Origin of the sequence: Chitinophaga nivalis, assembly GCF_025989125.1 — a bacterium.
GTDB lineage: Bacteria > Bacteroidota > Bacteroidia > Chitinophagales > Chitinophagaceae > Chitinophaga > Chitinophaga nivalis.
Genome location: NZ_JAPDNR010000001.1, coordinates 3,358,602 through 3,378,242, shown reverse-complemented (window position 1 = coordinate 3,378,242; position 19,641 = coordinate 3,358,602). Strand labels below are relative to the sequence as shown.

Below are 19,641 nucleotides of genomic sequence, written 5' to 3'. Positions count from 1 at the left end.
ATCCTGTTTTGTGCTAATTATACATAAAAGCGGCGCCCAATGCCTGTATCCGGGCTTGCAGATATTTTTTAACGACATTGGTTTCAGCCGCCAGGTCAAAACAATGCGGTACACCTGCCTGAAAATATAGTTCTGTAGACACCCCGGCAGCCATCAGCTGTTGGGCATACTGGATATCTTCATCGCGGAAGAGATCCAGGGAGCCTACGGCCATAAAAGCCGGCGGCAAACCACTTAAATCACTGGCCACAGCAGGAGCTGCATAATAAGGAAGACCGGCGCCTGCCGCTGATAAACTGCCCAGGTAGGCATTCCATGCCCGTTGGTTGATATCCCGGTCCCAGATACCCAGGTCGGTGATTTCATAACTGGAATGCGTGATACTTCTGTAATCCAGCATCGGATAAGCCAATGACTGGTGTATCAGGGCCGGGCCGTTTTTATCCCGTGCCAGCAAGGTGGTGGCAGCAGCCAGTCCGGCGCCGGCACTGTTGCCGCCAATCGCCAGCCGGGCGGCATCTATTCCCAACTCTTTTGCATGGGCGGCTACCCACAGCAACCCGTCATAACAATCTTCCAACGCAGCCGGATAGGGATGTTCCGGGGCGAGGCGGTAATCTACCGCTACCACCACACATCCCAGCGTGGCTACCACAGATTTCAGGAATCCTTCATCCTGTTCCGGAATACCTATTATTAAGCCGCCGCCATGTATCCAATACAAGGCTGGTACCGGTTCGGTGATGGTGGCAGGGGAATAGATACGCAACCGTATATGCCCGCCGGGGTGGTCTGCCGGGATCAGCCGGTCTGTTGCACGTACCTGTTCATCGTACGGCGTAGGCTGCTGTATACCCGCCAGCACCAACTGATTCCAGTTGGCACGGAAGGTATCCAGGTTATCAAAATCTATATCAAATGACTGTTGACGCATGATATCATCCAACACCGCTTTTACTTCCACATGGGGCTCCAGACTGAATTTCATTGTTACTCTTTTTTAAAGTGATAATTTTACAGGGCGAAAGTAAATACGCAAGTGACACAGATCATCAACTTACAAAATTGTAATGCATGCGAAAACAGTCATCCACCAACTTTGAAAACCAGCAGCTGCTGCATGGTTTATGTGATGGAGCGCTCACCTTATCCCTGCTCAGCGGCCGGTGGAAAATTACCATACTGGGACATATCCTGCAGGGAGTCACCCGGTTTTCTGCACTTAAAACCGCTATTCCGGGCATTACAGACCGGATCCTGGCCTTACAGCTCCAGGAGCTGGTAGCTGACGGCATCATTGAAAAAACAGGCCCGCAGGCCGAAAACAATGTACCTGGCTATACCCTTTCCGGGTTAGGCGTGTCACTGCAACCGGTCATCGAGGCTTTAGCGGCATGGGGGAAACAAAACAGAGAACAGATACTACACACCGATTAAATGCCCCCATGCAGACAGGTATCCTACTCCATCCGGACCAGGCAGGACGTGGATAGCTACATCCGGCATTACCATCCATCGTTGCGTATGAAAAAAGCGGTTTATCTTATCAAAGACCGGCAGCTTTATACACCGGAGGCAGGCTACCAGCCAGGGTTTACGAATCCCTGCCATTTCACCGGATTTTTTGCCCGACACGTGAGGCCCCCATACCATGACGGTTTAACCGTAGGCTTATTCCTCTATCCGTAGTGAAAGATTAAAATCTTCCTTGTATCTTGCCGCCATTTCAGTACGTAATTTTAAGGCAGCAGTGAACAAGCAACTATTCCAACCAGATCCGTTAAAGACCAAACAACATTTTGAAATTCTCGACGGCTTAAGAGGTATCGCGGCATTGACCGTGGTGGTTTTCCATTTTATGGAGATGGTGTATGAGCCCAGCAAAAATTTTGTCGGCCATGGTTTTCTGGCAGTAGACTTCTTTTTCTGTTTATCCGGATTCGTCATCGGATACGCTTACGATCAGCGCATGGGCCAAATGGGCCTTACGGCATTTTTCAAATCCAGGATTATCCGCTTACATCCCCTTGTCATCCTGGGTTCCGTGCTGGGATTACTGGCTTTTCTCTTTGACCCTTTTGGTGATCAGGCGACGTTATACAGTGGGGGAAAAGTATTATTACTTTTTTTAGCATCGGCATTAATGATCCCTTTTCCCGTCATGCCTGAACGTAGTTTTAATCTGTTCTCTTTAAATGCTCCTGCCTGGTCGCTCTTCTGGGAGTATGTAGCCAATATCGTATATGCATTTGTACTGGTTAAAATCAGCCGGCGATGGCTGGTGGGGCTGACAATATGTGCGGCAGCCATCCTTAGCGCAGTAGCTTATCGCGCCGGCAATGTAATGGGCGGCTGGGGAAAAGAGAGCTTCCCGGATGGAGGCGCCCGTATTTTTTATTCGTTCCTCGCGGGGCTGCTGATATTCCGTTTTAATCTGATCATCAAAAACAAACTGGGCTTTGTAGGTTTAACGGTATTATTATTAATGGCTTTTATGATGCCTTATGGCGCCTATAACTGGCTGGCCGAGTTATTAGTAGTCCTCTGTTATTTCCCGCTGCTCATTTCCCTGGGTGCCGGCGCGATACTTACGCCGGGATTAAAAAACATATGCGAGTTTTCAGGGAAGATCTCCTACCCCATCTACATGACCCATTATGCCGTCATCTGGATATTCTCCAACTATTACAACAGCCACCATCCGAACACCACACAGCTTACTGTTATAATTATAACAGGTACCCTGCTGTTGATAGGATTTGCCTATGCAGCGATGATCGCATTTGATATACCCGTGCGAAAATATCTGCAAAAGAGGTGGTTAAAAAAGTAACGGCGACGACAAAAAATAAAACACCCATAGATGGGAAGTCCTGCTGACAAAGACTTCTGCAGGATGGCCCCCTACCTGCATCTCTAATAACGGAAAGAGCAGTGTTCGAAATCGGACACTGCTCTTTCCATTCCGCCAATCATCCATCCCCGAAAAGCACTTACTATATAATATACTACAATACCTCACCACAGGGCATTTCAGCCGAATACAAATAGGTCGTAAATACCTGATCACTAACGATAACAGTCCATATAACGATCAAAAAATCAGTAGCCCCTCACAAGACATGTTGGATATATAAGCAGTACTAACTACCATTTCAAAAAAAATAAAATCCTAAAACACTTGCTGCTATTATATTTCCAGCGATTATTTAAAAAATCATCTCAAAAAAATATAAATTTATTTCTCCGGCTCTTGTTTTTTTTATTTTTATTTATTAATATTGATACATCATCATTTAATTATAAATAAAGCTCTTTACTATAATTCCCGTTTATAATGGTATGATAAGTGAATTATGAAAAAGTCAACTAAAGTCTAATCACTTATACCTTATTGTAAGTAACAGTATTAACTCGTGTAACAATAACTCGTGTCAAGGCAAATCAAGTAGAATCAGAATTTAACAAGCCCAACAACCCAAAGAGTATTAACCTAAAAATCAGACCCAGTACAATTATCAAGCATAAAAGATTTTCTTATCCGAAAATTTAACCCATGATAGTTATGAAATGTAGTTTCATCGTGTAAAATACCCTTAATAGTCAGGCAACCTGTGCGATCAGCTGGTAGACAGTTTGAGTAACTTTATTTATATTTTTTTTTCTTCCCGGACATCTAAGAACGGTACCTCATCCCATCAGCAAGTATTATGCGGATGTTGTTCCTATAGTATCTGTATGGCATACACCTTTGCAAAACAGCCAGGGATATAGCTGCTATGGATCTTATCGGATATCCTGTCTGAATAAATTTGTCAGCGGCATATTAAAAATGCCCAGGTGGAGAAACTGTGTCCTATAAAATAAGTACGATCACCCATATCTGTATAGCTGCTATACGGGAAGGGATAGTATTATCCGAACATCAACGACAACAACATGTATTTGCTTAGTAAAAAACACTGCATAAGGCTATTACTGTTACTTTGGGGGCTGTTTCCCAACAAAGGAAATAGTCAGACGATCGCCTACTATTATGTACAGAAGGCAGATACTGTATTTTCTTTATGGCAACAACAACACCTCAATAAAGTCAGCAGTTATTTTCCTTCATACGGCGAACATCCGCTCCTACAGCATGGTGTATTGGTAACTGACAACAGTGTATTTCCTGTTACCAACAGCTATCGCACGGATACTTCCCGCAACATGGTGTTTTTCACGAGGTATAAAACGGAAAATATCAGCAGAATAAAATTCTTGCTACGCACGCACCAGGACACAGTGCTCATTAAGGAAATATCCTTACGGGGAGATGGTATACAAGCCCCACTGACACAGTCCTTTGACAAAATAAAACCAATACCTGCAGGAGATAAATGCACGATGCTCATCGACTATGAGCCGAAAGACAGTAGCAGACCCAGTCAGTTGATTGCGGGAGAAATCTGGATCAGTGATATTCAATATGAGAAAAAAAGTTCGCCGGCTACCTACTTTCAACAAAGGCCTTTTGCCAATGCCTTATTGACTGAAAAATCCGCCCGCAGCAGGTTTGACGCGTATGATGTGTATGCTCACTTTCCCGCAAATGAATACGAAGAAGACTTCAAAGGTACGCTGTTGATTGAAGATAGTATTAAATCCACGCAGCAACTGGTGAGCGAAATTATGCAGTCGTTACTACAGCATTATCCTTTCTATCAGGAAAGAAAACTAAACAAAAAAAATATCCTGCAAGATGCGACAGCGCTGTTGAAAAAATATCAATCCGCCAGCGTGTGTGAACTGGTAGATACGCTCAATAATTTTTTACTCCGCCGGATACAGGACCCACATTTCCTGATCAGATCCAAGTGTCATCCTGAAATCCGCCGGACGCCCGTATACACCTACCGTATCCATGGCAAACACTTTATTGCGGCGGTTGTGGACAACGAATTATCCGACAAAATACCGCTGGGTACAGAAATCATCAGTATCAACCATTCAATGTTAACAGCGCAGATCAGTGATAAAAAAGCAGATGAATGGCTGAGAAATAAAATCAATGATTCCGTATGGCTCCGGTTGCGCCTTCCAAATGACAGCATCTATACCATCGGATACCGGATTAAGCAAAACTATACGATTGCCAAATCCTACAAGCCATTGGATTACGACTACAAAGTCATCAATGATTCTACTATCTATTATAAAGTCAATCAGATATCAGCAGAGTTGCCGGTAAATTTTCTGAACAGAATAGACAGTATCAATCTCCGGAAAAAACTCATCCTGGATTTACGGGGCAATGGTGGGGGTGATTTTTTTGCAGCAGCACAGTTTGCCTCCTGCTTTGTAAAGAAGCCTTTCACCTATTTCAACACGATCAATAATACCAGTGGCCAGATAGATTCCGTGCGGGTTTCCATACCAGGCAATAAAGCAGCTTACCGGCAGGATGGCGCCATCATTATACTGGTAGATAACAATACCGTATGTGTGGCAGAATTGCTGGCCAAGGTTTTAAAATCAAGCTACCCACACGTAAAAATTGTAGGGAAGGAAGCTACCCGGGGAGCATTGGCCTTTACACAGGAAATAAGACTACCACGGGATCAGGTCAGCATTGTTACCAACAGTATGAATACGATCAAAATACAATTCAACAGGTCCTCTATTGAAGGAACGGGATTAACACCCGATGTGCGCGTCAGCATTGAGTCGGTACAGGACCTCCAGCCTTACAATGATAAGGTACTCCACATCGCTATTTCGAAATAGACATACCAATTTATTAACTCTAAACATCTGAAACATGAAAAAAGATCAATTAAAATCAGAACTGCAACAGAAAGAACTGCTGAAAGCAACTGTTACCGAAGCTAGATTAGCAAAAGAAGTTGAAACCTTATGTACTTATTCCCAGAGCGGTGGTGTTAACACTGCCAGAACTTCTGGTGATGTTATTGAGGAAAATGATATCCTGTTTTAATTTCCTCTTCCACAAAAAGGAATTAGGTTAGCCTGCTAACCTAATTCCTTTATCCTTCTTTTTTGTTTGTACATTTTCAATAACATAATATTCTCCTTATGTTAAAACCTAACCCTTACAACGTTTTGATGTACGTTGATGAATACGATGAATTTTTGTTGTTTAATACGTTAAGTGGAGGCATGATGGTATTAAACAAACAAGAGGGTATTATCTTATCTGAACTAATGACCCTTAATCATTTTTCTGCCACCGACTGCCAGGGCATTGAACACCTCTACGACTATCTCACAGAAAAAGAATATCTCCTGAACCGGGAAGTAGATATCATCTCCCTGCTGGACAAACATACGGCATCCAACCAGTTCAGGGATACCGGCACCATTTACCTGACGATTGGTACTACGATCACCTGTAATATGGGTTGCGCCTATTGCTTTGAATTTGTCAAACCCAATCATACCCTGAAGGATGAAAAGGTAAAAAGACAAATCGGCGTTTACATCGAACAGATCATCACCAAATCAGGCAAAGATATACACACCCTGGACATTACCTGGTACGGCGGTGAGCCGCTCATCAACGTAGCAGCCATTGTTACCCTCTCAAAAGATTTACTGCAACTATCAGCGACCTACCAACTGACCTATACGGCTAAAATTATTACCAACGGCATTTACCTGACAGAAGAGAATGTACAGATGCTGATCGACAATAAAGTCGGTACGATTCAGGTAACCATCGATGGCGCCCGGGAAGTACATGACCGGAAACGACCGTTGAAACAGAAACTGGCGGAAAACTATTTCCGGATAATCCGGAACCTCTCTAAAATACCGGAAGGCATCTTTGTCACCATCCGGCTGAATGTAGACAAGGAAGTAGCCGCCTCTATTGATACCTTACTGGATGACCTTTATGAATATGGCATCTGGCCACAGAAATACAAACAGGTAAACCTTTATCCTGCCTGGTTGAGATCTTATGAAGAATTGGAAATCGCGGAAGAAGAACAGGAAAAAAGGTTATTCGCAGATGAGTATTTTGAGTTCAAACAAAATCTCCGCCTGAATCAACTCCGGCGGTTCAATACATGGGCTGATCAAAACAATATACGCAAGGCCAAATTAAAGTGGGACCTGCCGGTTTACCAGTCTACCTGCCCCACCTGGGCCTCTCCTATCAGCCTGGTGGTAGATCCTAATGGTAATATCCACAAATGCTGGGAAACCATACATGATGAATCAGTTGCGCCCAGCTCTGTTTTCCAGGATTATAACCCTGCTCATTTTGCGCCTTATACCGCCTTCAACAGGTATACCCATAACGATGTTTGCCGGAATTGTAAGTTCCTGCCGGTATGTGATAAAATTTCCTGCTCACATGAAGCCATCAACAATGTGACGCCGCAATGTTCTGAGTGGAAATATAAACTGGAAAGTTATCTCAAGTACCAGTACGTTGTTATGCAGGAAGATCCGGCCATCATCACAGCCCCGGAAACAAAAGAAGCTGTAAATACCGGACACTCTAACAAATAAACTATGACTATAGGTGTAATTGACACGGGCGTTGACCTGAACAATGCCATCATCGGACAGGCAGATATAGATGGTATTGTGCTCTTTAAAAACGAAGATGGCAGCATTGTCAGAAAAGATGGATTTTCACAGGATGAAAGAGGCCACGGCACACCGATAATATCCACCATACTATCGCACTCCCTGCTGGCTAAACTATTTGTCGTCAAAGTTACTTCCTTCAACGGCTCCATTTCGGAAGACCTGCTGGAAGCAGCTATTGCCTATCTGATGCAACATACAGACGCTGTTATTATTAATATCAGTATGGGTATCAGAACGGAACAGGTGTCTGAAACCCTGCTGGAGATATGCCAGCAGGCATATGAACAAGGTGTGACGATTGTAGCTGCCGCGCATTCCATGATCAATCAGCCCTGCTATCCGGCGCACTCTCCCTATGTATTAGGTGTAGGTGAAGCCAACACCACGGAGAAAGAGCATTTCTACTACCTGGAAAATGCACCTACCAACCTCTTTACCAAAGGAGATTTCAAACACCTGGCATTTCCCAACCAGCAGTTCGATGACTGTAAAGGCACCAGTTTCGCCACTGCCAACCTTACCGGCCTGATAGCTGCCGCCTACCTGAATAAAGCATGGCACAACCCGCAGACACTAAAAGCGTGGCTGATCAGCCATGCCGTGAATCATAAGGCTACCCGGGCGGCAACGGACAACCTGGATGCTTTACTGCGTCAATGCAAGCAGCTGGCGCAGGATGATAGTGCCACGATTTCCAAACAATACTTCAACGAGCAATACGGATTTCCATCGATACCCGTATTATTCACCCAGGCATTTCAGGACTGGCAAACCACCTACCCCTGCACCTTACCGCACCTCGCCCATCTCCTGCCGCATCAGGAACCTGTTGGCAGCTGCGATGATGCGGTGAAAGGCATAGCGCTCACCCTGAAAAACTACCTGCAACAAGACACCGCCGGATTGCTTTATTATAAAACCAATCAGCCGCTGTCGCATATCCTGGGTGAAGGCTTTCAGACACCTGCTATATTCAATTGCTGGTATAAAAATACGGCCTCCGGTAAGCCCAGTAAAAACCTCTCCTGGATGTATGTAGGCACCCAGGGTACCTACACCGGCCTGCATACGGATATCTGGAATACGGACGCCTGGAATTATCTTTTCAGCGGCCGCAAACTCTGGCTGGTCTACCCTAAAATCTATAATGAATACATCCGCAAAAACATAGACCGGTTCAGAGCCGGCAACCTGCCGGATTTCATGCACCACATGCTGGCAGAAGATTGCAAACCATTGGTATGCATCCAGGAACCCGGGCAAATGATGTATATACCAGGGCATTATCATCATGCCGTCATCAATCTCGATCTTACTATTTCCGTCACGGAAAACTTTATAAACGAGATCAATTATGATTATGTCCGCAGCCACTTCCGCAGTGGCGCCAATAAGAAAAACATGATCGCTATTGAATCAATGATAAAAGAAGGATTCTCAAACCTGGAAAATACAAGTAAATGAAAACAACAACCGCAACTATCAGAACAGAAACCGTAGCCGGTAAAAACATCTACATCATAGATGATGTATTCACTCCGGATGAAATAGATGCATTTTATGATTTTGTTGTATCCTTGCCTGTAAGACGCGCTGAAAAAGATACCTCCTACGATGAATTTCCCATCTATACCACAGAATTTGATCCGGCTAAATTTGAAACAGATTCCTTTATCGGACAAAAAGCCCGGGAGATATTCTTTGACCTGATCAACGAACCTGAAACATATACTTTATGGAGATCCTACACCAACCTCTCTAACTATGGTGATGTAGCCTATCCTCACAGAGACTGTGCCATAGACCGCAACGACATGACGGTATTGTATTACGTCAATAAAGACTGGCATTACAAATACGGTGGTGAAACCATCTTTTATGACGAAAAGGATTCCCGTGTATCTGTATTGCCCAAACCCGGCAGGTTCGTCATATTTCCCGGTTCCATTGAACACAAGGGATCTGTTTCTTCCCGCATCTGCAAAGAAACCAGGATAACGCTGGCCTTAAAATATGTGGTATTCAACGGCTCCACATCCCCTTACGCCTGATACTACCCTGCAGCTAACCTGCCGCCGGCTATAGGCCCTGCAAAGCAGGCCATGAATACCTGAAAGCTATTTGTAAAAGTGTATGTCAGTATATGAAAGTTATGTGGGCTGTTTTTCTGTTGGTACCTGCCTGTCTCCTATGCACGCAGGGGAAAGCGCAGGAAAGCAAAATATATGGGAAAGTAAGCACCGGCCAGGGTACTGTGCCCGGCGCCGCTGTTTCGCTTCGCAGCCTGCCGGCTTCTATACTGATAAAAGGCACTGTCACCAATGACAGCGGGCTATACGCACTACCTGATATTGATACCGGAAAATATCTGTTAAGTGTCAGCAGTATGGGGTCACTTCCCTATACCCGGGAGCTATATATCCGGGCAGCTGTTCACCTGCTCCATAACGTTGTGCTGGTACAGGATACCGCCAAATACCTGCAAGGTATACAGGTAACCGCCCGGAAGCCCTTTATCGTCCGTGCAGTCGATAAAACCATCATCAATATTGAAGGCGGTATGTATCAGCATGGGGAAAATGCGCTGCGGTTGTTCAATGTGATTCCGGGTGTACGGGTGGATCCGGTAAGTGGCATCCAATTCCGGGGCGGACAAGGTGTAACCGTATATGTCGACAACAGGAAAATACACTTATCCGGATCTGCCTTGCTGGATTACCTGCGGGCGATCCCCTCAGAAGCCATCAAATCGTACGAAATACAGGCCGTTCCAGGCGCGGCCTACGATGCACAGAATGCAGGTACGGTTATCAACATTACCTTGAAAAACAACTATAAATATGGCTTATCCGGCAGTATTGGCTCCAGCTATCAATACACCCGTTATCATGAGTTCAATGAAAATGCAGCGCTGAATTACCGCGTTGGCAAGGTAACCCTGCAAGCCAGCTATGCCTGGTACAGGGCCAAACAGTTCCAGGATAACGACGAACGGCAACACTACCCGGCATCAGACCTCTACAATACACAAACCAACCGATGGACCTCCCGCGTGAAATTCAGCAGCGGAAAATTCGGCTTCGATTATAAAATCAATGACCGCCAGACACTCGGCGCCAACTATGATTTCAGTGTAGCGAACTTCCGCTCCGAGAACAACGATTTCTCCGCTTTTACAACAGGTACTGCCGGTAAAGGCATAGATTCCACCACGGCCACCGGCAACAACGGTATAAACCGGTGGAGCAATCAAATGGCCAGTATTTTCTACCGCAACAAACTGGATTCCGCCGGCAGCAAACTGGATATGGGTTATAGTTACATCGGCTATCACAACAGTGTCGGGAACAACATCATTAATAATTACTATGATGCCACCCAACATACCCGGCTTCCTTCAGATACACTCTACATCGACAATCCGCTACAGGTAGATATACACGTAGGCAACATTGACCTCGAGCAAAAATTCGGTAAAACCATTACACTCAATGCAGGTGGAAAATATACCTATTCCACCACGAATAATGCCATCCGGTACAACAGTGGCTTATCCGGTACCCTGCAAAACCTCCGGCTGAAATCCAACGAATTCCTGTATCAGGAAACCATCATTGCTCTCTATGCCAGTATCTGGAAAGACTGGGGTAAATGGTCCACTAAGCTGGGACTAAGAACGGAGAATTATCAATACAGCGGCAACTCCATCACCACGGGAGAAACAATTGGCCGAAACAAATGGGACCTCTTCCCTTCTTTATTTCTGCAACGGAAATTCACCGATGATCATGTACTGACACTTTCTGCTGCCAGGCGTATCAACCGGCCGGACTACCGGCAGCTGAACCCTTTTGTGGATGTATCCAACCCTTATTACATCGAAAAGGGAAACCCTTTTCTGCAACCTTATTTCAGCACCAGTACGGAACTCGAGTATCTGCTGAAAGGAAAATACAGCTTCACTACCGGCTATCAGCGTACCACCAGCGCCATCAATACCGTTTACCGCCATGAAGGCCCTGTAATTATTGCCACTGATGAAAACAGCAACAACAACCGCAATGTATTCCTGAGCATGAATATTCCCGTGAATATCACCAGCTGGTGGGAAATCAGCAGTTCGCTCACCCTCCGGCATACGACGATTGATATAACGGGAACGCAGGCACGCAGGGTATCTAAATTATCACAGGATCTATGGGTATCCAATAAATTCAGTTTACCCTGCAAATATTATCTGGAAGTGAACGGACTGTATGCCAGAAATAATTTCATCGGTATTTACGATTTAAATCCACAGGGCAGGATTGATATCAATATCCGGAAAAATTTCCTGCAGGATAAACTGACCGCCCTGCTGAATCTGGGCGATCCTTTTAACCTGTATAAAATCGGGTGGCAGGTGAATGAAACAGCCTTCACGCGGCTCGTCAACAGAACCATCGCGACCCGGTTTATCAACATTGGTTTAACCTATAACTTCTCCATCGGGAAAAAGCAGACGAACAGAGAAAATGTGGACGCCGGCGGCAATGATGCAAGAGGGCGATTATAAATATCTACCGGTTATGAAGAGGACAATTGTATTCATATTATCACCTTATATCAGTCATATCATTGCTGCTGTAAAAGTAGCCCGGCATCTGCAGCAAAGAGGCTTTCATATCGTGTATGTTTCCAGTCCGCTATTACAGACCGCCATCCACAGATACGGCTTCGACTGTCATCCTACGTCGGTAAAATTCATCGGGCATACCGGCCAGGATCCGGTGGTGATTAAAATATTATTGGAAGAAATAAAAGCGCAGTATGCTCCTGTTGCTTTTATGGTGGAAGTAGGGTTCTGGGAAGCAGCGCTGCTGCTGAAAGGCATGGGTATCCGATTTTTGATGCTGCAATCCTGGGCCTATGGCGACCGATGTGCGTATATGCCGCCATTTTACCGGCATAAAAAGCTACCCTCCAGGAATATTCCCGTGTTTGTATGGAATACGGTGGTATGGGAATGGTCCAACCTTTATCATCGTTTTCTGCAGCGCGGATTCTGGCAGCGTTACCGGGCTGTCGTGCAACTGAGTAATCTACCGGCATCGGTCAGGCACGTTACGTTTAAAAACAGGTCTACCATCTGCAGGGTATTGCATGTACCCGAGCTGGTGCTCTATCCGGCAGAACTGGACTTCCCCCGTAAACTGCATCCGGATACCCGGTTTGCAGGCCCTTTCATTGATGCCGACCGGACAGAAAACGCCTTCGATTTTGAACAAATCGATCTTTCCAAGCCACTCGTTGTTTGTTCATTGGGCTCCCTCACGCACTGGTATGAACAAGCTCCTCTCTTTTATCAAAAGGTGATTGATGCGTTTCGTATATGCACACAGTATACCCTTGTGATGAACGTGGGCCATTGTATAGAACAATTCAAGGATACTGTATTACCGGCAAACGTGCACCTATATCGGGCTATACCACAACTAACCCTGTTGAAAAAAGCCCGCTTCTTCATCACGCATGGCGGGGCTTCTTCCCTGAAAGAAGGCATCCACTTTGCCGTGCCCATGCTCGTTTATCCGTGGACGTTAAAAAGTGATATGTATGAAAATGCCAAAAGAATCGTCTACCACCAGCTGGGAATAGCAGGTGATATAGAACAGGATAGCCCGGCGGATATTGTCCGGCACCTGGAAGCACTTTGCCAGGATCGCATCACCACCGGTATCCGGTATATGCAAAGCATATTCGAACAATACCAGACAGCTGAATCAACTGTTATAGATTTTATTGAATCCGTCATCCATCATTAATTGCATTCACATGAGTACGCCGTTATTTATAGTAGAAGAACACCATGAAGCATTCATCGCCTGGGCCTATGCCTTTCAGCAAGGTATTATTTCCGGCCCCTGCCAGTTGCTGCATTTCGATGACCATTCCGATTTAAATACGCCCGTATTTCATACTTCCATCAACCACCTCCTGCAACAGCCTTTACAAGCTATCAGGGAGCTGGTATATGATGAAATGCGGATTGATACCTTTATACTACCGGCTGCTTACCTCGGCCTGATCAGCGATGTGGTATGGATACGCCAGGATATGCCCATGCCGTTGGATACCCTGATGTATATACGCTCCTTTAACGGAGACGGCAAAAAAATAACCGCCGGTAAAATAAATCCCGGTAATAACACCCCCGGGCTGCAATTAATGCAATATGCCAAAATAGCCACACCGGGCTTCGATACCTATGCTATCAAACCCAACACGGACATTTTGCTGGACATCGACCTGGATTATTTTTCCTGTCAGGAAGATCCTTATTCCAACAACGAAGTAATCATCGAAATTACTGCCAGCGAATACCACGATTTCATCGGCAATAAATATCATTACTTAAGATACCTGGTCAACTCCATCAAGGCCGTTCAAAAAAACGATGATTTTTTTTATATCATCAACCACTTCCCGGATAGCTACCCCAGCAACCGGGAAGTAACGGCTGTGGAAATTACCAAACGGATAGACCTTTTTGCGGAAAGTCTGCAGGCAAAAGGCATTCGACCCACGATGATTACTGTCTGCAAATCCGGCCATAGTGGCTTCACCCCGCCTCACCAGGTGGATAGTATTTTGCAACAGGTACTGGATAAACTCAACGGATTGTATGATGTACAACTGACAGATGTGATCCACACGCCTCATCCCACCTGTTAAATACAGCCAACTGATGAGCGGTGAAAGATTACTGCTGTTTGTCTTACCCACAACATTGCACCATTCCTCATTTTAATAGTTCATGATAAAGTAGCCCGCATGAAAAAAGACAGCATATGGAAGGAGTATATGGCCCTTTTCCGGAAATTCAACAAATACCTTAAACCCTATCATCGACATCAGTTATTACTGTTGCTGTTGCTGATTACTTCCAGCGCAGGTGCGCTGGTGACCCCCTATGCACTGAAAATCATCATCGACGGCGTATTCCAGAAAGGTCAGTACAGCGACCTGGTACAAATACTGTTTATGCTGGTAGGCGTATATATCCTGCGTATTGCCTGTACCATCTTTATTGAAATCATCTACACAAAAGTGAGCAGCGGTATTATTGCCAGTATCCAGCAGGATATGGTGAAATGTATCATGCATAAACCCATCGATTTCTTCCGGACCACCCAATCCGGCGATATCCTGTATACCCTGCAGAGTGATGTCAATAATATCCAGACCTCTTTTCTGTCGAACCTCGTCTCCTACCTGATAGACCTGCTGACTGTGATTGGCATCACCATCATGTTATTGGTACTGAATGTAAACCTAACCGTCATCAGCCTGTTGCTGGTTCCCCTGATTGTTTTTACCCTGCGGGCTTTCACCCCCCTATTACAGGAAAGATTTAAAAAGATACAACTGGAAAATGAGCGGCTGAGTAATTTTTTCATTGAAAAAATAAGAAACAACCGGCTCATCAAAAGTTACAATACCTATACACACGAATTAAATAAATTACGATCCATTCATAGCAGTATCGTATCTGCTAATGTGAGAAGTGCCATCATCAGTGCTTCCAACAGCAGTACGCTTACTTTTCTGGTGGCCATCGGGCCGATATTTATCCTGGCGTATGGCGGTAAGAACGTATTTTCAGGCACTATGACCATAGGCGCCTTAATCGCTTATATTCAATACCTGAATAAGCTCTATTCTCCTATGGTCAATATTACCAACGGCTACAACGGCTTTTCCAAGGCCATTGTTTCCATGAAACGGGTAGAAGCCTATATCGAAGCTATTCCCGACGCCACCACTCCTCCCCTAACAACTCAGGATCCCGCCTGCGAAAACATCTGCTTTGAACAGGTTTCCCTGCACATTAATGGTACCGCTATTTTAGATAATATTTCCCTGCAGTTTGAGAAAGGAAAAATATATGGCCTGATAGGCCCCAGCGGAAGTGGCAAATCTACCATCATCAATTTGTTATGCGGATTCATGCAACCTACCTCCGGTAAGGTTTCCATAGATAACGAAAAAAGCATTCACCAATTGCCGGGATGGCATAACCGTTTAGGATTGGTAGAACGGGAAAACCAGTTATTCCACGATAGTATTCTGGAAAATGTACGTTATGGCGGAGTAGCCAACAGTGAAGAAAAAGCAGCCATGGCCATCGCGTCTGCGCAACTTTCGGGGGTGATAGACAAATTACCGGAAGGGTGGCACACCATGGTTACCGATACCGGTGGCACCCTCTCCGACGGGCAAAAACAACGCATTGCCATTGCCCGCGCCATGGCGAGGGACAATCAACTGATCATCATGGATGAAGCTACAGCTTCCATCGAATCACTGCTGGAGAAAAAAATACTCGAAGCTTTAAGAGAACAATACAAAGACAGTATCATCATTATTGTTACCCATCGGATGGAGTCGATGCAGTTGATGGATTACATCTATGAAATTGAAGAAGGCACAGTGAAATATGCCGGCCAGCCTGCTTCTTTCAACTTTAAAAAAATGACGGTTACTACTTAACAGGCAGCAGCCCAGCCGGCTGCTTAAAACGAAACCAAAGGATATGAAAAAAATGCTCATACTGGCAGATCTGCATGATCTCATCCACTTCCAGGATGTGGACAGGATGCTCGTACAGCAATTATATGTTGCCGTGTATATATCCAGGTACTATCATAACAATATGCAGCTCCATATTAACAACGATAGTGACCTGGACTATCGCTGGCTATGGAAGGAAGACAGCCGCCTGGCAGGCTACCTGGAGTCCTCCATTATCCAACAGCAATGGGCGGATATTAACCTGACAGCGTATGATTATATCCTGTGCTTTCATCACTCCCAACACCTGCTTACATCCTTTCTGCCTGCTGTTCCGACCTCCTGTCAGGTTTTCACTTTTCTGAATCCGAAAGGCGTCCGGGAGCAATATCAGTTTGCCCGGGTAGACAGCCTTTTCAGAGCAGGCGGCGCCATGCAACTGGAGCAGGCATTCATAGAAGGCCCGCTCAGTCGCTTTAAACAGGAGATAAAAGATGACTTCATCGGATTTAACCGCTACCGGCAGGAATCACTTTATGCACCGCTCTTACAAAAGCTGACAACCGCCCATACCCTTCCGCAGAAAAAAGCTTACCGAAACATCCTGATACTCGACGATTACAAGCGTAACTTTTATATCGGTGACTCCACCTTCTGGCTCCGGTCTATCCGGGAAGCCTTACAGATCTGCCCGGGCGCCGAAAAAATTACAATTAACTGCCAGGATAAAACGAAGCGGTCCTTGTTGCAAACTTTATATGCACCCACCTTAGCGGAGCATACACATTTTTCAGATCTGCCGTGGGAGGAGCTTGCATTGGCGACCTATGACCTGGTGTTATTTGAAACGGATTTAATGGCGAAGTTCCTGCAACATGTGCAACGGTATTACCCGGATGGGCTTACCGAAACAGCCGTGTATACGATTACCCCCTTCATTGACTCCGTGGAGAACCCTTTCAAATGTCTGTTCAACATCGACTTTTTTTCCTGCCACGCTAATCAGACAAACCCTATACCTGACACCACCCATGAAATTGTGGTCACAGCAGCAGAAAGACGTGCCGCACTTGCCTGGCTGGAAGGAAAGGGCGTACAACCACATGACCGGTTAATCATTATCCTGAATGGCTCTTCTGTAGATCAGAAAGTCATTCGTTTTGAGGTATTGATTCACTTTATCAAATGGCTGCTGGCAACCGCACACACCAAAGTGCTGTTGTTCGATGAACAACAATCGGGCATCCACGGGCAACTACAGCAGGTACTGGATGCATCCGCCATGAACCATATTATCATTGCAGAAAAACTCGGTATCCGGAAAGACCTGGCGATTCTGACTTCCATACGTACCTCCGCCATTGTAGGACCCTGTACCGGTCTGTTTCACCTGGCAAACGGTGTCTACACCTATTTTCTTCACCACCGGAAAATAAAGCCGGAAAATGTGCCGCTCATGCTGGTCTATACCGGTAAACAACATTTCGATCAGGAGTATACGCCCTGGCGCTGGTGGAAAAACTCCCTGATTGATTGTGTCATTCTGGTAAAAGACGACTCGGCACAACACACCTTTATTCCCCTGGAAGCTTGTCCGGAAGACTACCGCCGGTTTCAGGAAATCAGTGTCAGTCCGCGGGAAATCACGGGAGCACTGCTGACCGCCGCATTTGAAGCAAGATATACCGGGCATGATCCGGCCATACCTGTTGATAACAACTATCCATCTGAATTTTTACAATAAAAATAATACCGCATGAAAATAGTACAGACGCTTTGGTCTAAACCCGGCCTGAATGCAAATTGGCTCGATACCAGATTTCACTACCTGAGCTGGGCCCTTAGCTGTTTGCAGCTGAGAAAGTATTACGATAACGTTGAACTATATACGGATGAACTGGGAAAATATCTGCTGATCGATTGTTTTAAACTGCCTTATACCAAAGTACATATTACCCTGGAAGAGGTACCATATCCCACCTATCTGTGGGCAGTGCCTAAAATCCTCACCTACTCTTTGCAGACTGGCCCGTTTCTGCATATAGATGGAGATGCTTTTCTATTCAAAAAAATACCCGAAGATTTTGTATACGCACATGATTTTATCTTTCAGAATGAAGAGATAGATAGCAGTCAGAAAGATGGTTTTTACTTCAAGATGTTCACCGACCTCTTCACCATCAAACCACAAGAAGCATTGCCAGAATGGATCAGGGCAATAGACATGAAAGAGATCCGCGCATTTAATGCCGGTATCCTGGGCGGTAGCAACATGGCCTTTTTCAAGGAGTATACAGCTGCCGCTTTTGCTTTTCTGGCGGAAGAAAAGACGACCATCGAGCAATTCAAACAGCCGCAATTCGCCACCCATATGTCGGAGCAGGTATTGCCGGCCTATATGAAAAAAGATCCCCGGTTTAAGAGCGCGGTATTATTCGAGCCGGATCATCTGCCTGGATTTTATATCCCGGCCGCAGAAACTATTTTTGATGAAGCGCATTTCCCACAAACGCCACTTTCCTATGATTATACCCGGCTGGACGAATTTGGCATTTCTCCCTATGGCCGCAAATACATCCACCTGACCGGTACCAAAAAAAGATCCCTGCTGGTCTGCAAACAGATTGCCAAACGGTTGCTGAATGACTATCCGGAATACTACCAACGGATTATTGACTTCTTCGATCATACGAAAACACCCGTTATACCGCACCCACCGGCATACCTCAGTAAACGGGGCGACATTAAAAACAATAGCAGCAGCTTTGCTGAAAAAAGAAGTCAACTTAAACCAGAAAACATTTTCCGTCGTACGGTTAAAGTCTGCGAGTTCTTTAACAACGAGAAAGCGCCGGCCTTCCCGGATGCTACCAGTTTACAACACTGGGTACAAGTACAAACAGCATTGGTCAGTGAACCCACCCATCAACTTAAAATAAAAGACATCTTCACCTATGAATCGCTACGTTACGAATTCTCTGCCCACCTCACCAATCAGCAGCTGGAAGAAATAGAAGAAAGATGTAAATATTCCAACGATCTTATTCATGATCCCTTACAGGTATCAGATGATCAGCTTATTTTACGGACGCACCCCTACAGTAAGGTGATCCATAGCCGCTGGAACTGGTGGGATGGCTACATCTACCTGGAGCGGGATATTGAAGAAGAAGCCATTAATATGCTGATCTATCCGGATAAAACTACCTATAGTATTGCTGAATTACGGATCAGCGACAACAATGTGAAATTATTACAATTTTTCGCCGACGGCAATACCATGTTTAAAGCATTTAAAGCCATGCTGCCTTTTATGAACCTGCATAAGAATCATGAGGAATTGCAGCTGGAATTTTTTAAAGACGTGGTATACCTGATGTCGAACGGCGTCCTGTTTGCGGACCTCCCTGATTTATCCAGGCCCATACTGCAGCCGATTATGGCGGAGGTTTCAGGTTCGCCGGAACCGGTTTAAAAGAGGCTGTT

At 45.3% G+C, this 19,641-nt stretch carries 15 protein-coding genes; 14 read left to right on the top strand and 1 reads right to left on the bottom strand.

The genetic code is table 11. The annotated features are described in order from the left end of the window. Positions 1-13: 13 nt before the first annotated feature. Positions 14-988 carry an alpha/beta hydrolase gene (locus tag OL444_RS13745; RefSeq protein WP_264732602.1) on the bottom strand — a complete coding sequence of 325 codons (975 nt, stop codon included), beginning with the start codon at positions 986-988 and terminating at the stop codon, positions 14-16. 86 nt (positions 989-1,074) lie between these two features. Between OL444_RS13745 and OL444_RS13740 the strand changes: the two genes are divergently transcribed. The 14 genes from OL444_RS13740 to OL444_RS13675 all read left to right on the top strand — a co-directional run bounded on the left by OL444_RS13740 (position 1,075) and on the right by OL444_RS13675 (position 19,630). After that, positions 1,075-1,437 carry a winged helix-turn-helix transcriptional regulator gene (locus OL444_RS13740; protein ID WP_264732604.1) on the top strand — a complete coding sequence of 121 codons (363 nt, stop codon included), beginning with the start codon at positions 1,075-1,077 and terminating at the stop codon, positions 1,435-1,437. Continuing rightward, complete coding sequence (locus OL444_RS13735) at positions 1,438-1,689, top strand: hypothetical protein (protein WP_264732606.1); 252 nt, start codon at positions 1,438-1,440, stop codon at positions 1,687-1,689. Between the two features lie 61 nt (positions 1,690-1,750). Then, positions 1,751-2,833: an acyltransferase family protein gene (locus OL444_RS13730; protein WP_264732608.1), complete on the top strand. Its 1,083-nt coding sequence runs from the start codon at positions 1,751-1,753 to the stop codon at positions 2,831-2,833. Positions 2,834-3,939: 1,106 nt separating this feature from the next. Further along, a complete protein-coding gene (locus OL444_RS13725; RefSeq protein WP_264732609.1) occupies positions 3,940-5,766 on the top strand; it encodes a S41 family peptidase in 1,827 nt (608 codons plus the stop codon). A 34-nt stretch (positions 5,767-5,800) separates the two neighbouring features. Then, on the top strand, positions 5,801-5,977 hold the full coding sequence (gene flmA / locus OL444_RS13720) for a FlmA family RiPP peptide (protein WP_264732610.1): 177 nt from the start codon (positions 5,801-5,803) through the stop codon (positions 5,975-5,977). A 98-nt stretch (positions 5,978-6,075) separates the two neighbouring features. Next, positions 6,076-7,518 carry a FlmE/OhkG family radical SAM/SPASM peptide maturase gene (locus tag OL444_RS13715; protein WP_264732612.1) on the top strand — a complete coding sequence of 481 codons (1,443 nt, stop codon included), beginning with the start codon at positions 6,076-6,078 and terminating at the stop codon, positions 7,516-7,518. Positions 7,519-7,521: 3 nt separating this feature from the next. After that, positions 7,522-9,066 carry a S8 family serine peptidase gene (locus OL444_RS13710; RefSeq protein ID WP_264732614.1) on the top strand — a complete coding sequence of 515 codons (1,545 nt, stop codon included), beginning with the start codon at positions 7,522-7,524 and terminating at the stop codon, positions 9,064-9,066. After that, a complete protein-coding gene (gene flmC, locus OL444_RS13705) occupies positions 9,063-9,653 on the top strand; it encodes a FlmC family 2OG-Fe(II) oxygenase (protein ID WP_264732615.1) in 591 nt (196 codons plus the stop codon). The genes OL444_RS13710 and flmC overlap by 4 nt, the downstream gene beginning before the upstream one ends. 92 nt (positions 9,654-9,745) lie before the next feature. After that, the gene (locus OL444_RS13700; RefSeq protein ID WP_264732616.1) at positions 9,746-12,157 is read left to right on the top strand and encodes an outer membrane beta-barrel family protein; all 2,412 of its coding nucleotides are present in this window, start codon (positions 9,746-9,748) and stop codon (positions 12,155-12,157) included. Positions 12,158-12,170: 13 nt separating this feature from the next. After that, positions 12,171-13,406, top strand: coding sequence for a glycosyltransferase (locus OL444_RS13695; protein ID WP_264732618.1), 1,236 nt, complete (start codon positions 12,171-12,173; stop codon positions 13,404-13,406). Between the two features lie 10 nt (positions 13,407-13,416). After that, complete coding sequence (locus OL444_RS13690) at positions 13,417-14,316, top strand: peptide arginase, FlmR/OhkR family (protein ID WP_264732620.1); 900 nt, start codon at positions 13,417-13,419, stop codon at positions 14,314-14,316. A 99-nt stretch (positions 14,317-14,415) separates the two neighbouring features. After that, positions 14,416-16,134, top strand: a complete 1,719-nt coding sequence (locus OL444_RS13685) for an ABC transporter ATP-binding protein (protein WP_264732622.1) — start codon at positions 14,416-14,418, stop codon at positions 16,132-16,134. Between the two features lie 43 nt (positions 16,135-16,177). Next, positions 16,178-17,899, top strand: coding sequence for a glycosyltransferase family 9 protein (locus tag OL444_RS13680; RefSeq protein ID WP_264732625.1), 1,722 nt, complete (start codon positions 16,178-16,180; stop codon positions 17,897-17,899). Positions 17,900-17,911: 12 nt separating this feature from the next. Beyond that, entirely contained in the window at positions 17,912-19,630 is a 1,719-nt protein-coding gene (locus tag OL444_RS13675) for a DUF6734 family protein (protein ID WP_264732627.1), read from the top strand. The last annotated feature ends 11 nt before the right edge of the window (positions 19,631-19,641 follow it).

What these genes read in the sequence shown, in the direction of transcription:
- OL444_RS13745 (WP_264732602.1), bottom strand. Translation starts at nt 988, where the DNA reads ATGAAATTCAGTCTGGAGCCCCATGTGGAAGTAAAAGCGGTGTTGGAT.
- OL444_RS13740 (WP_264732604.1), top strand. Translation starts at nt 1,075, where the DNA reads ATGCGAAAACAGTCATCCACCAACTTTGAAAACCAGCAGCTGCTGCAT.
- OL444_RS13735 (WP_264732606.1), top strand. Translation starts at nt 1,438, where the DNA reads ATGCCCCCATGCAGACAGGTATCCTACTCCATCCGGACCAGGCAGGAC.
- OL444_RS13725 (WP_264732609.1), top strand. Translation starts at nt 3,940, where the DNA reads ATGTATTTGCTTAGTAAAAAACACTGCATAAGGCTATTACTGTTACTT.
- flmA (WP_264732610.1), top strand. Translation starts at nt 5,801, where the DNA reads ATGAAAAAAGATCAATTAAAATCAGAACTGCAACAGAAAGAACTGCTG.
- OL444_RS13715 (WP_264732612.1), top strand. Translation starts at nt 6,076, where the DNA reads ATGTTAAAACCTAACCCTTACAACGTTTTGATGTACGTTGATGAATAC.
- OL444_RS13710 (WP_264732614.1), top strand. Translation starts at nt 7,522, where the DNA reads ATGACTATAGGTGTAATTGACACGGGCGTTGACCTGAACAATGCCATC.
- flmC (WP_264732615.1), top strand. Translation starts at nt 9,063, where the DNA reads ATGAAAACAACAACCGCAACTATCAGAACAGAAACCGTAGCCGGTAAA.
- OL444_RS13700 (WP_264732616.1), top strand. Translation starts at nt 9,746, where the DNA reads ATGAAAGTTATGTGGGCTGTTTTTCTGTTGGTACCTGCCTGTCTCCTA.
- OL444_RS13695 (WP_264732618.1), top strand. Translation starts at nt 12,171, where the DNA reads ATGAAGAGGACAATTGTATTCATATTATCACCTTATATCAGTCATATC.
- OL444_RS13690 (WP_264732620.1), top strand. Translation starts at nt 13,417, where the DNA reads ATGAGTACGCCGTTATTTATAGTAGAAGAACACCATGAAGCATTCATC.
- OL444_RS13685 (WP_264732622.1), top strand. Translation starts at nt 14,416, where the DNA reads ATGAAAAAAGACAGCATATGGAAGGAGTATATGGCCCTTTTCCGGAAA.
- OL444_RS13680 (WP_264732625.1), top strand. Translation starts at nt 16,178, where the DNA reads ATGAAAAAAATGCTCATACTGGCAGATCTGCATGATCTCATCCACTTC.
- OL444_RS13675 (WP_264732627.1), top strand. Translation starts at nt 17,912, where the DNA reads ATGAAAATAGTACAGACGCTTTGGTCTAAACCCGGCCTGAATGCAAAT.